Origin of the sequence: Pseudomonas sp. AP19, from assembly GCF_001728855.1 — a bacterium.
In the GTDB taxonomy this organism is placed as follows: Bacteria; Pseudomonadota; Gammaproteobacteria; order Pseudomonadales; family Pseudomonadaceae; genus Aquipseudomonas; species Aquipseudomonas fluorescens.
This window is the reverse complement of record NZ_LXJP01000096.1, coordinates 1-10,885: the sequence shown is the minus strand read 5'-3', so window position 1 is coordinate 10,885 and position 10,885 is coordinate 1. Positions and strand designations below refer to the sequence as shown.

Below are 10,885 nucleotides of genomic sequence, written 5' to 3'. Positions count from 1 at the left end.
AGCGGTGTGTCAGGCAACACATGTATCAACTGATCCACCGCCTTCGCGAGCAAGCCCGCTCCCACATTTTGAGTTGTGTTTGACTCAGAACTTGCGGGTCAGTGGCTGCGCAGCAAATTTCACACCGGCCAAACCATGCGCAATCAATGCGCGAATATTGCTGTGATCACTGCCCTCAGGCGTCGCCAGCACGGAACGGTAATGCTCACCAAAGGCCAGCAGCGCTTGCTGATCGCTCAAGCCTTCCAGCAGCGCCAGCCCCAGGGTCTTGCACGAGCCTTCGTTTTGACCGGCGGCGTTTTCCACGCTGCCGTTGGTGAAAGCTTGCGGCTGGTAGTCGTAACCGGCAGCGATAAAGGCCAGCGTGTCGGCAAACAGGTGTTCGCCGCTGTTGAGGCTGGCGCGCAGGGTGTTCAAATCAGTCATGGGGTTTTCCTTTGGCAAACGCCGCCTGTTGGTCGGCGCTGGCTTCTTTCTGGTATTGGGCTTTCCACTCGGCGTACGGCATGCCGTACACCACTTCACGGGCGTCATCGAGGCTCAGCTCGATGTGGCGCTCATCGGCCTCGGCCTTGTACCACTTGGACAAGCAGTTGCGGCAGAAACCCGAGAGGTTCATCAGGTCGATGTTCTGCACATCCTTGCGGCTGTCCAGGTGCGCTACCAACCGGCGGAAGGCGGCAGCTTCGAGTTCGAGGCGTTGTTGGTCGTTCATAGGGCTCACTGCTGATCCAGGGGTTAGCGGCTGGCTGCCAGGGTAATCGATACCGACTCGGCAAAGCGCAGCGCGTGGGGCTTGTCCACTTCGACTTCGGCGTAGAGCACCGATTCGTTGCTCATCACCAGGTCCAGCAGCTCTTGGGTCAGGCGCTCCAGCAGGGCGAAGCGGTTACCTTCCACGTGGGCGATAATGGCCTTGGTGATGGTGCGATAATTCAGCGCGTGGTCGATATCGTTGTCGCGCACGGCTTCCTGAGCGGCATACAGGATGGTCAGGTTGATCAGCACGTCCTGCTTGTTGAGGATCTCATCCTCGTTGATGCCGATAAAGGTGCGCAGGCACAGGTCTTTGACCCGGATGCGCGCCATGCCTGGTTGAAGTTGTGGCATTGCTACTTGCTCCGTCCAATCAGTTGCAGGAACTCCATGCGCGTGGTGTTCGACTCGCGGAAAGCGCCGAGCATCACCGAAGTGTTCATGGTTGAATTCTGTTTTTCCACGCCGCGCATCATCATGCACATATGCTTGGCTTCGATCACCACGGCCACGCCGGCGGCCTGGGTCACCTGCTGGATGGCGTCGGCGATTTGCCGCGTGAGGTTTTCCTGGATTTGCAGGCGCCGCGCGTACATGTCGACAATGCGCGCCAGTTTCGACAGGCCGAGCACCTTGCCAGTCGGAATATAGGCGACATGCGCCTTGCCGATAAAGGGCAGTAAGTGGTGCTCGCAGAGTGAATACAGCTCGATATCCTTGAGAATCACCATCTCGTCATTGTCGGACGCGAACAGCGCGCCGTTGACGATTTCGTCCAGGTTCTGCTCGTAGCCATGACACAGGTACTGCATGGCCTTGGCAGCGCGCTTGGGGGTGTCGAGCAAGCCTTCGCGTTCCGGGTCTTCGCCCAGGCCTTTGAGGATCTCGCGGTAGTGTTGGGGCAGGGACAAGGTCATACAACATCCTCACAAACGGCTTACTTGATATGCCGCCCGCCGTTGACGGTCAGGGTGGTACCGGTGACATAGGGGTTGTCCAGCAGGTAACGCACGCTCTGGTAGATCACCTCCGGCCCGGGTTCGATGCCCAATGCCGATTTGGCCAGCACCTTGGCGCGGTAGGCCGCGTCATCGCCCTCATTGAACATCACCATGGCTGGGGCGATACCGTTGACCTTGATCGTTGGCGCGAACTGCGCGGCAAATGACAGCGTGAGGCTGTCCAGGCCGGCCTTGGTGGCGCAATAGGCGATGTGCTGGCGGCTGCCCTTGCGCACCACGTCATCGCTGATATGCACGATATCGGCGGGTGACGAGCGTTGCAGCAAAGGTGAACAATGCAGGTTGATCAAGTACGGCGCAAGCATGTGCACGCTGAACATGTCGGTAAAGGCGTGGCTTTCGTCGCCTGGCGTTTCTGCGACCCACGCCGAAGCGTTGTGGATGATCGCGCGCAGGCTGTCGGTGTGGGTTTTAAGGGCTGCGATGAAGGCCAGGATCCCGGCTTCACTGGAAAAATCCGCAAACACGCCGAGCGCGCCGCGTTCGCGCAAGGCCGCAACGCCGGGGCGTTCGCTGCGGTAGCTGAAAATCACCGAATGGCCCTCGTCCAGCAGGCGTTCGGCGCAATGCAGGCCGACACGCTGGCCGGCGCCGGTAATCAGGATCGGGGCGTTCGTTGCAGTCATGGGGGGCTCAAGTCGCTGGCAGATTGAAACTATACCAGCGACCGGCCACCCCTGTACTCACGCAGCAGCTTCGGTGACCTTTCGCGGCGGCGCGGGGTGCAACCAGCTCGCCAGCAGGTGTGTCGACAGTGGAATAAAGAAGTAAACCATCAATGGCGTGAGCGCGAGCGTGCTGACCAAAACGCGGCTGAACAGGTCAAGCTCGCTGAGCAACGGCCCCAGGCCAACGTTGAACAGCAGCGACACCGGGAAAAATGCCAGCCAGATCGCCACGGCCTGTTTCCAGCGCGGTGGTCGCGCACCCACGGCACCGAACCAGCCATCAATGCCACTGACGCGATGCTCGGACGGGTCGGCAAACAGTTCGCTGCCACGGCTCAGCCAGGCGCCGCGCGACGCGGAGAATTCCCAGGCGTGCAGGGTTTTCTCGTCGGCGAAGCGGAAGATGATCTGAAATTCATCATCGTTGGGCGGCGGAGCAAGTACACCGGAGCCCAGATAACCGGGGAAGTCGGTGGCCAATTGCTCGCCTTCGCGCAGCCAGGCCATCAGTTCTTCATAGCGACCTTTGGCGACGCGGCGCGCAACCATCAGGGTGACGGGTGAGGTAGACATTGTGTATCTCCAAATATCAGGTGCGCTGAACCGGGTAGGTAATGCGCAAAGATGGCGGCCGGGTTGGGCCACCACCTGAAAAACAGGCAAGGATTATTCCTGTTTTGAAAAATTACGCCAGTGACATTGGTCTAAAGAGCCGGGCCTTGAAAAGGACAAGTGTTCAGGCGTTAAATGGGATCCACATTCACACGGACGTTTTTGACCCCAGATGCCTGAAATTACTGCGCCTACTCGCGAAGTTGCCGCTGAAAACCTTGCTGATTCGATGGCATTGTTTCCGATTCGTGAAGTCTCGAGATTGACAGGTGTTAACCCCGTCACGTTGCGTGCATGGGAGCGTCGTTATGGCCTGATCCAGCCCACGCGCACCGAAAGTGGGCACCGCCTCTACTCCAGCGCTGATATTGAGACCGTCAAACGCATTCTCGATTGGATTGAGCGGGGTGTGGCGGTGAGCAAGGTCGGCAAAATTCTTGCGCGCGATGATCAGCAGGCCAGTGCCGTGCGCGCTGAGCGCGATACGTGCGAGGAGAGCGAATGGCTGCAGTGGCGGGCGAGACTGGTGCAAGCCGTCAGTGCCTTTGACGATCGTCAGTTGGAGAGCCTGTACGGTCAGATTCTTGCGACCTACCCGCTCGGCGTCGCGTTCCAGAATATCCTGATGCTGCTGTGGTATGACCTGCTGCGCCACCAAGGCCGTTTCGGCCAAGCCAGCGAATGGCTGTTTTACGACGCCTTTCTGCGCATACAGGCCTTCCTGCGCCTGCAGTCTGCGAGTGCCTCAACCGCGCCACGGGTATTACTGACAGCCATACCTGGCGAGTGTCGTAAATTGGAGTTGCTGGTCGCGGCGTTGCTGATGAGTGGCGATGACCTGGCGGTGAAGGTGCTCGGCATGGGCCAGCCCTTTGAAGAATTGACACTGGTGTGTGAACGGATGCATCCCCAGGCGCTGATTATTTTCTCCAACCATTCACACAACCAGGGCCTGCCGGGGCGCTTGAGTCGGTTGGCGTTGACCTTGGATTGCCCGCTGTTCTTTGCCGGTATCGCCTCGGACTTGGCCGAGAAGGATTTGGTGGGCTCCTCCGTCGGCTGCCTGGGCAACGAGGGCAGCTTGATGCGGCGGCGACTGCAGCAGTTCCTCAGCGGCGCGCTGGATACCTGATATCAGGCGTGCACATGCGGGTGGACCAGTCGATGCTGGTGCAGGATGAACTGGCGCAGGCGTTCGATTTCCTCCGCATCGCTCTGGCTCAAGCGGTAGGCGAACAACCCTCGGGCGGTTTCCCGCTCCAGGGTGCCGCGCAACGCAATACGCTCGTAACCGGACGGGCTGAACCACAGGGAAAAGGTTTTCGGCGGTTTGACCCGGCCGCGAATCTCCACCAACACGCCTTTGAATGACACCTCATGCACCCACAGGGCGGCGGGGTTACCCTTGACGTTCTCCAGCGCCACCGGTGTCTCAAGCGCCAGGCGCCACGGGCGGATCATCGGGCCGTCTTCAAAAATGCTCGGTACCCCCAAGCGCAAGTGAACCGCATGAAACTCATCTTCCACCAGGTGCAAGGGGAAGGTGAGTTGCTGGTTGTCGAACTGCGCTTGGATGGTAACGTGGTCGTGAGCGGCCAGCCGCGTGAGCAAATCGCGAATCTGTGCACCGCCGTTGACGGTCAGGCTCGACCATGCGTCCCGCACGTTGAGCTGCGGGTTGTGCTGCATGTCCTGGATAAAATCCAGTTCGTCCTGCGTCAAGAGAGCGTCGCGGTGCATTGATGTAGCTCAAGGATGAGGTACTAAAAAGCCATTATCCCTCTAACGGCCTCATTTACTACAATTTGTTATTTCCGCTCGTCGTTTCCAGGGCCGCCAACTGCGCTTTAAGCTCGGCCACTTGCGCCTCCAACTGCGCGACGCGTTGTTGCGCTTTGACCTGGGCAGTGACGTCTTTTTGCACGCCGACGAAATACGTCTGCTTGTCGGCCTCGTTATAAACCGTCGACAGCGACAGCTCATTCCAGAAATGCGTGCCGTCCTTGCGGTAGTTGCGCAGGATTTCCCGGCAGGCCCCACCGCTGTCGAGCGCTTCGCGAATGGCGATCAGCGCTGGCTGGTCGCGGTCACCCGACTGCAGGAAGCGGCAATCCTGATAAAGGATGTCGTCCAGGGCATACCCCGTCAGGCGCTCGAACGCCGGGTTAACGTAGATCAGTGGTTTGTCTTTGCCTTCTCGTTCGGCGACGACAATACCGTCATTGGAAGCATTGACGACCATCTGCAGTAGCTTGGCGTTAATCATTGAGCGGTCCATGGCTGGTTTTTAAAGCTTGGAGTTTATGGCAAGTCTTGAATGTTGCACGGTGCGCACTGAAATATTTGCGCCAGCTGCTAATATCCCACGCTTTCGCTCAACTACAGGATCAGATTGATGAAAGTCGCCATCCTTTCCGGCTCGGTCTACGGCACGGCTGAAGAAGTTGCCCGCCACGCTGAAGCCATCCTCAAAAAGGCCGGTTTTGACGCCTGGCACAACCCTCGCGCCAGCTTGGCCGACGTGCAGGCCTTTGCCCCTGAAGCCTTTCTGGCGGTGACCTCGACCACCGGCATGGGTGAGTTGCCCGACAACCTGCAACCCCTGTATTCGATGATTCGCGACCAACTGCCCGCCGCCTGGCGTGGTCTGCCCGGCGCAGTCATCGGCCTGGGCGACGCCAGTTACGGCGACACGTTCTGCGGTGGCGGCGAGCAGATGCGCGAGCTGTTCGGCGAGCTGGGCGTGCGCGAAGTGCTGCCGATGCTGCGTCTGGACGCCAGCGAAAGCGTGACCCCGGAGGCCGACGCCGAGCCTTGGCTGGCCGAGTTGGTCACTGCACTGCGCGGTTGACCGGGAATTCGCGCAGCAACGCCAGCCAGGCTTGGGCGGCTTTGGACAGATAAGCGCCCTCACGCCAGATAAAGGCAATGTCCCAGCGCAGGTAATCGGGCGCCTTGAGCGTCAGGCGTACCACGCCGGGCCGCACCAGGCCGCGGGCGACCACGCTGGGCAGCAACACCACGCCCTGGCCGGCCGCGACCAGCGCCGCCAAAAAGTCCGCCTGGCCGCTGCGCCCGATTTCCTTGGGGGTGAAGCCCAATTGCTGGCAGGCCTGCATCAGTCGGTCATTGAGTACAAAGCTGCGCTGGTACATCAGGAACGGCGTGTCCGCCAATTCTTCCAGGCGCACTTGGGCGTTGTCGGCCAGCGGATGGTCCATCGGCAGTAAGGCATCCAGCGGTTCATCGCAGAAGGCCTGCCAGGCAAACGCCGGGTCGCTGGGCATCAGGCTGCCGCCGACGTCCAACTCGCCGTTCAAAATCGCCTGCTCAATGGTACGGCTGCCACCTTCCAGCAATTGGATGGTGACGTTCGGATAACGCCGGCGGTATTCCGCGAACAACCCCGCAAACAAAGAATCGCCTGCTAATAACGGTAAGCCCAGGCGTAACTCGCCACGGGCCAGTTGCTGCATATCATCAAGCTCACTGAGCAGCTCGGTGTGCAGGCGCAGCATGGCCTCGGCACGTTGCAATACCACCGTGCCGGCAGCTGTCAGGCGGATGTGTGAGCCGGTGCGCTCCAGCAGCGCCGTACCGAGGCTCTGCTCCAGTTGCGCGACCTGCTTGCTGACGGCGGATTGGCTGATATGCAGGGTTTTCCCGGCTTGGGTAAAGCCGCCCCGGTGGATCACTTCGACAAAGCTGCGCAGCTGTTTGAATTCCATTATCGGGATTCCAGTTTGGAATAGCTTGCAGTCTAACAATTCGCTGTGGGGATGGGAGCTGTCTCTTTAAAATGGCGGCCTGCGAGGACCCAAAGCTCATGAAACGTTTTACCTGCAAACATCTTGGCCGCCTGCTGAGCGAATTGGTCGTACTGCTGGCGATCTACCTGCTGGGCACTCAACTGTCGGCCTGGTTCGCGTGGCCCATCCCGGGTGGCGTCGTGGGGCTTGGCCTGTTGCTGGCGACGTTCGCCAGTGGGCTGGTCAAGCCGGCCGCTCTGCAACTGGGGGCCGGGGTGTTGATGGCAGAAATGCTGTTGTTCTTTATCCCGGCCCTGATGAGCCTGCTCGACTACGGTGGCCTGGTGCGCCATGACGGCTGGCGCATTCTGTTGGTGATTGGCTTAAGCACCTTGTCGGTGATGCTGGTGACGGCGTTCACCGTGGAAATGGTCTGCCGCTGGAGCCTGCGCCGTGAAGCTTGAACTGATGCCGATGTTCTGGCTCGCGCTGACCCTGGGCGCCTATATTTTCAGCCGCTGGATCTACCGCCGCAGCGGACGTTACCTGCTTTCACCGTTGATCCTGGTGCCCGCGCTGCTGCTGGCGGTGGCTGTGCCGATGAAAACCGCCTACGCCGAATACGCCACCGACACGCACTGGTTGATGCTGGTGCTGGGGCCGGTCACCGTGGCGTTTGCCGTGCCGATCTGGCAACAGCGCCGGTTGCTGGCGCGCCACTGGTCGGCGTTGCTGCTGGGGATGGTGGCGGGCAGCGCGGCCTCCATCGGCACCTCGTTCGGGCTGGCCAAGGCACTGGCGTTGAACAGCGCAGTGACCCTGTCCTTGTTACCGCGTTCAATCACCACGCCGTTCGCCATGCCGGTCTCCGCCGACCTCGGTGGTGTCCCGGAACTCACCGCCGTATTTGTGATGTTTACCGGCGTGTTCGGCGCTATGCTCGGTGGCGTGCTGCTTAAATGGTTGCCGCTGCGCACCCCTTTGGCGCGCGGTGCATTGTTTGGCATCGGCGCCCATGGCGCGGGCGTCAGCCGCGCGCACGAAGTGGGCGGCGAAGAAGGTTCGGTCGCGGGGCTGGTGATGGTCTTGACGGGGTTGCTCAACCTGTTGGCTGTGCCTTTATTGGCGGCGCTTCTCTGACGCGAGTTGGACTATTCTCATGACTGACTCGCTCAGTCATCAAGCTGGCTGCGAAGGCAACTACTTCCGCCACGGCGTCTGACTAGACTGGCCCTTCATTCAAAAAACAATAAGAACGTGAACCCAGGAGGTCGTTACCGTGAGCCTTGCCCCCGTTCTATCGTCACAGAATGTCAAAGACCAGGTCAGCGCTACTGAATGGCAAACCCGCGTCGACCTGGCGGCCTGCTATCGGCTGGTGGCCATGCAGGGTTGGGACGATCTGATTTTCACGCATATTTCCGCCAAGGTGCCCGGCACCCATGATTTCCTGATCAACCCTTATGGGCTGATGTTCCACGAGATTACCGCGTCGAGTCTGGTCAAGGTCGACCAGGCGGGCAACAAGCTGATGGACAGCCCCTACGAGATCAACCCTGCGGGCTACACCATCCACAGTGCCATCCATGAAGTCCGCCACGACGTGGTCTGTGTCTTGCACACCCACACGGCGGCCGGCGTTGCGGTGTCCGCGCAGAAGCAGGGCGTGTTGCCGATCAGCCAGCAATCCACCTTTGTCTTGTCCAGCCTGGCGTATCACGCGTACGAAGGTGTGGCGCTGAATCATGCAGAGAAGGCGCGCCTGCAGGCGGACCTGGGCGACAACAATTTTCTGATGCTGCACAACCACGGCTTGCTGACCTGCGGTGGCACCATCGCCGACACCTTCCTGATGATGTTCACGTTTCAGCGCGCCTGCGATATCCAGGTATTGGCGCAAAACGGTGGCGCCGAATTGATTGCGATCGAGCCGCAGATTTTGGCGGGCGCCAAGGCGATGGTGGCAGCTGTCACAAAGAGCGCCCACGGTATGGGAGGTGCACTGGCGTGGCCGGCGCTGTTGCGTAAATTGGACGTGCAAGATCCCGGGTATAAAAGCTGATGCCTCTCGCCGAAATCCCGCTCAGAGCCTGGCGCAAGCGTGCCCAGACTTTCGTGTTTCGTGGCCACACGGTCCGTTACTGGGTGGCCGGGCAGGGCGAGCCGTTGCTGTTGATTCATGGTTTCCCCACCGCCAGTTGGGACTGGCATTACCTGTGGCAGCCCCTGGCCCAGCGCAACCTGGTGATTGCGTGCGACATGCTTGGGTTTGGCGATTCGGCCAAACCGCTGGATCACGAGTATTGCCTGTTGGCGCAGGCCGACCTGCAACAGGCGCTGCTCGACTTCCTGCGCGTGGAGCAGCCGGTGCATGTGTTGGCCCATGATTACGGCGACAGCGTCGCCCAGGAATTACTGGCTCGTCATTACGAAGGTCGCTTTGCGATGGCCAGCTGTGTGTTCCTCAACGGCGGGCTGTTTCCGGAAACCCACCGCCCGGCCCTGGTGCAGAAGCTGTTGCTCAGCCCGATCGGCTGGATGATCGGCCGCGCCTTCGGGCGCAATGCCTTGTCAGATAGCTTCGGTCAGATCTTTGGCCCGAATACGCGCCCCAGTGAAAGTGCCCTGGATGATTTCTGGAGCCTGATCAGCTGCAATGACGGCCCACGCATCCTGCACAAACTGATCGCGTATATTCCCCAGCGCCGCCGCCTGCGTGAGCGCTGGGTGGCGGCAATGCAACGCGACGGCGTGCCGATGCGGGTGATCGATGGCGAAGTCGATCCGATCTCCGGTGCCCATATGGTGGAGCGTTATCATCAGTTAGTGCCCAACGCCGACAGCGTTTTGCTGGCCAATATCGGCCACTATCCGCAGATTGAGGCACCCGTGTTGGTGCTCAAGCATTACCTCGAATTTCGCGAGCGAATGGGCCAGCCGGCGTCGTGTGTCGCTTATTCCTGAGCGGCCTGCTGCTGTGGGGGAATCATCCCGCTGCCTTATCGAGCACCATTCAGCCTCGGCTGCCTTTATTGTGACCAACGGCTGCGTGCCTGACACTCACCCCATTCCCATTGTCGCCAGCGGAGTTCGTTATGAGTGAGTCAGTGCAGTTCCAGGATAAGGTCGTGGTCGTCACCGGTGCCGGCGGCGGGTTGGGCCGGGCCCATGCGCTGCTGTTCGCCAGGCACGGGGCCAAAGTGCTGGTCAACGACCTCGGCGGTTCAACCCAGGGCGAAGGCGCCAGTGCCTCTGCCGCCGACCGGGTGGTGAATGAAATTCGCGAGGCGGGTGGCATTGCTGAGGCCAACCATGACTCTGTTACCGACGGCGACAAAATTGTGCAGAACGCGCTCGACGTCTTCGGTCGCGTTGACGTCGTGGTCAACAATGCCGGCATCCTGCGCGACAAGACCTTCCACAAAATGGACGACAGTGACTGGGACCTGGTTTACCGGGTGCATGTCGAAGGCGCCTACAAAGTCACCCGCGCCGCCTGGCCGCATATGCGCGAGCAGGGTTATGGCCGGGTGATCTTCACCGCGTCCACCTCGGGCATCTACGGCAACTTCGGCCAGTCCAACTACGGCATGGCCAAGCTTGGCCTGTATGGCTTAACTCGCACCCTCGCGTTGGAAGGGCGCAAGAACAACATACTGGTCAATGCCATTGCCCCCACGGGCGGCACGCGCATGACCGAAGGCCTGATCCCGGCGCAAGTATTCGAACGCCTCAAGCCGGAACTGGTCAGCCCGTTGGTGGTGTACTTGGGCAGCGAGGCGTGCCAGGAAACCTCCGGGCTGTTCGAAGTCGGCGGCGGCTGGATCGGCAAGACCCGTTGGGAGCGCAGCCTGGGCGTGGGGTTCGACCCGCAAGCCGGGTTCTCGCCGGATGACGTGGCGGCGCACTGGGCGCAGATTTGTGACTTCGAGGGCGCTGTTCACCCCAAGGACACCATTGAGGCGTTGACGCAGATGATGGCCAACTTGCAGAAGTTCAGCCTCTGATCGTTGCTTGAACACGGTTTAATCTTGCGGGGTGCTCAGTGCGCCCCGTTTTTTTTTGCGCATAAAAAAGG

16 protein-coding genes are annotated in these 10,885 nt (G+C 60.3%); 7 read left to right on the top strand and 9 right to left on the bottom strand.

What is annotated here, in order from left to right:
• Window positions 1-84 precede the first annotated feature (84 nt).
• From A7D21_RS32825 to A7D21_RS32800, 6 genes are read right to left on the bottom strand one after another with little or no spacing between them, the layout of a single operon-like run.
• Window positions 85-426 (bottom strand): HopJ type III effector protein, encoded by a 342-nt coding sequence (locus A7D21_RS32825; protein WP_053257939.1) that lies wholly within the window; start codon window positions 424-426, stop codon window positions 85-87.
• Entirely contained in the window at window positions 419-715 is a 297-nt protein-coding gene (locus A7D21_RS32820; RefSeq protein WP_016971058.1) for a DUF1244 domain-containing protein, read from the bottom strand. Before A7D21_RS32820 ends, A7D21_RS32825 begins: the two co-directional genes overlap by 8 nt.
• Before the next feature lie 23 nt (window positions 716-738).
• Window positions 739-1,110 carry a dihydroneopterin triphosphate 2'-epimerase gene (folX, locus tag A7D21_RS32815; protein ID WP_003194073.1) on the bottom strand — a complete coding sequence of 124 codons (372 nt, stop codon included), beginning with the start codon at window positions 1,108-1,110 and terminating at the stop codon, window positions 739-741.
• Window positions 1,111-1,112: 2 nt separating this feature from the next.
• Complete coding sequence (gene folE, locus A7D21_RS32810; protein ID WP_053257937.1) at window positions 1,113-1,673, bottom strand: GTP cyclohydrolase I FolE; 561 nt, start codon at window positions 1,671-1,673, stop codon at window positions 1,113-1,115.
• A 20-nt stretch (window positions 1,674-1,693) separates the two neighbouring features.
• Window positions 1,694-2,404, bottom strand: coding sequence for a dihydromonapterin reductase (gene folM, locus A7D21_RS32805; RefSeq protein ID WP_053257936.1), 711 nt, complete (start codon window positions 2,402-2,404; stop codon window positions 1,694-1,696).
• Window positions 2,405-2,461: 57 nt separating this feature from the next.
• Window positions 2,462-3,019, bottom strand: a complete 558-nt coding sequence (locus A7D21_RS32800) for an antibiotic biosynthesis monooxygenase (protein ID WP_053257935.1) — start codon at window positions 3,017-3,019, stop codon at window positions 2,462-2,464.
• Between the two features lie 211 nt (window positions 3,020-3,230).
• On the opposite strand from A7D21_RS32800, the gene A7D21_RS32795 reads away from it, so the two are divergent.
• Entirely contained in the window at window positions 3,231-4,190 is a 960-nt protein-coding gene (locus tag A7D21_RS32795; RefSeq protein WP_069553735.1) for a MerR family transcriptional regulator, read from the top strand.
• 2 nt (window positions 4,191-4,192) lie between these two features.
• Here A7D21_RS32795 and A7D21_RS32790 read toward each other — a convergent pair whose 3' ends face one another.
• Both A7D21_RS32790 and A7D21_RS32785 read right to left on the bottom strand, forming a co-directional pair.
• Window positions 4,193-4,798, bottom strand: coding sequence for a hypothetical protein (locus A7D21_RS32790; protein ID WP_053257933.1), 606 nt, complete (start codon window positions 4,796-4,798; stop codon window positions 4,193-4,195).
• Window positions 4,799-4,856: 58 nt separating this feature from the next.
• Window positions 4,857-5,324, bottom strand: coding sequence for a PAS domain-containing protein (locus A7D21_RS32785; RefSeq protein ID WP_053257932.1), 468 nt, complete (start codon window positions 5,322-5,324; stop codon window positions 4,857-4,859).
• A 129-nt stretch (window positions 5,325-5,453) separates the two neighbouring features.
• Here A7D21_RS32785 and A7D21_RS32780 point away from each other — a divergent pair, with 129 nt between their 5' ends.
• The gene (locus A7D21_RS32780; protein WP_053257931.1) at window positions 5,454-5,909 is read left to right on the top strand and encodes a flavodoxin; all 456 of its coding nucleotides are present in this window, start codon (window positions 5,454-5,456) and stop codon (window positions 5,907-5,909) included.
• Here the strand turns inward: A7D21_RS32780 and A7D21_RS32775 are convergent.
• Window positions 5,890-6,786, bottom strand: coding sequence for a LysR family transcriptional regulator (locus tag A7D21_RS32775; RefSeq protein ID WP_053257930.1), 897 nt, complete (start codon window positions 6,784-6,786; stop codon window positions 5,890-5,892). The genes A7D21_RS32780 and A7D21_RS32775 overlap by 20 nt on opposite strands.
• Before the next feature lie 98 nt (window positions 6,787-6,884).
• Between A7D21_RS32775 and A7D21_RS32770 the strand changes: the two genes are divergently transcribed.
• The 5 genes from A7D21_RS32770 (at window position 6,885) to A7D21_RS32750 (ending at window position 10,814) form a co-directional block, all read left to right on the top strand.
• Window positions 6,885-7,271 carry a CidA/LrgA family protein gene (locus A7D21_RS32770; protein ID WP_053257929.1) on the top strand — a complete coding sequence of 129 codons (387 nt, stop codon included), beginning with the start codon at window positions 6,885-6,887 and terminating at the stop codon, window positions 7,269-7,271.
• On the top strand, window positions 7,261-7,947 hold the full coding sequence (locus A7D21_RS32765; RefSeq protein ID WP_053257928.1) for an LrgB family protein: 687 nt from the start codon (window positions 7,261-7,263) through the stop codon (window positions 7,945-7,947). The genes A7D21_RS32770 and A7D21_RS32765 overlap by 11 nt, the downstream gene beginning before the upstream one ends.
• Window positions 7,948-8,086: 139 nt before the next feature.
• Window positions 8,087-8,869 (top strand): class II aldolase/adducin family protein, encoded by a 783-nt coding sequence (locus tag A7D21_RS32760; RefSeq protein ID WP_053257927.1) that lies wholly within the window; start codon window positions 8,087-8,089, stop codon window positions 8,867-8,869.
• Entirely contained in the window at window positions 8,869-9,771 is a 903-nt protein-coding gene (locus A7D21_RS32755; RefSeq protein WP_053257926.1) for an alpha/beta fold hydrolase, read from the top strand. The genes A7D21_RS32760 and A7D21_RS32755 overlap by 1 nt, the downstream gene beginning before the upstream one ends.
• A gap of 131 nt (window positions 9,772-9,902) precedes the next feature.
• Window positions 9,903-10,814 carry an SDR family oxidoreductase gene (locus A7D21_RS32750; RefSeq protein WP_069553734.1) on the top strand — a complete coding sequence of 304 codons (912 nt, stop codon included), beginning with the start codon at window positions 9,903-9,905 and terminating at the stop codon, window positions 10,812-10,814.
• Window positions 10,815-10,885: the final 71 nt, after the last annotated feature.

Coding starts and splice junctions, on each gene's coding strand:
- A7D21_RS32750 (WP_069553734.1), top strand. CDS start 9,903: ATGAGTGAGTCAGTGCAGTTCCAGGATAAGGTCGTGGTCGTCACCGGT.
- folE (WP_053257937.1), bottom strand. CDS start 1,673: ATGACCTTGTCCCTGCCCCAACACTACCGCGAGATCCTCAAAGGCCTG.
- A7D21_RS32825 (WP_053257939.1), bottom strand. CDS start 426: ATGACTGATTTGAACACCCTGCGCGCCAGCCTCAACAGCGGCGAACAC.
- folX (WP_003194073.1), bottom strand. CDS start 1,110: ATGCCACAACTTCAACCAGGCATGGCGCGCATCCGGGTCAAAGACCTG.
- A7D21_RS32795 (WP_069553735.1), top strand. CDS start 3,231: ATGCCTGAAATTACTGCGCCTACTCGCGAAGTTGCCGCTGAAAACCTT.
- A7D21_RS32800 (WP_053257935.1), bottom strand. CDS start 3,019: ATGTCTACCTCACCCGTCACCCTGATGGTTGCGCGCCGCGTCGCCAAA.
- A7D21_RS32790 (WP_053257933.1), bottom strand. CDS start 4,798: ATGCACCGCGACGCTCTCTTGACGCAGGACGAACTGGATTTTATCCAG.
- A7D21_RS32780 (WP_053257931.1), top strand. CDS start 5,454: ATGAAAGTCGCCATCCTTTCCGGCTCGGTCTACGGCACGGCTGAAGAA.
- A7D21_RS32770 (WP_053257929.1), top strand. CDS start 6,885: ATGAAACGTTTTACCTGCAAACATCTTGGCCGCCTGCTGAGCGAATTG.
- folM (WP_053257936.1), bottom strand. CDS start 2,404: ATGACTGCAACGAACGCCCCGATCCTGATTACCGGCGCCGGCCAGCGT.
- A7D21_RS32785 (WP_053257932.1), bottom strand. CDS start 5,324: ATGATTAACGCCAAGCTACTGCAGATGGTCGTCAATGCTTCCAATGAC.
- A7D21_RS32755 (WP_053257926.1), top strand. CDS start 8,869: ATGCCTCTCGCCGAAATCCCGCTCAGAGCCTGGCGCAAGCGTGCCCAG.
- A7D21_RS32775 (WP_053257930.1), bottom strand. CDS start 6,786: ATGGAATTCAAACAGCTGCGCAGCTTTGTCGAAGTGATCCACCGGGGC.
- A7D21_RS32820 (WP_016971058.1), bottom strand. CDS start 715: ATGAACGACCAACAACGCCTCGAACTCGAAGCTGCCGCCTTCCGCCGG.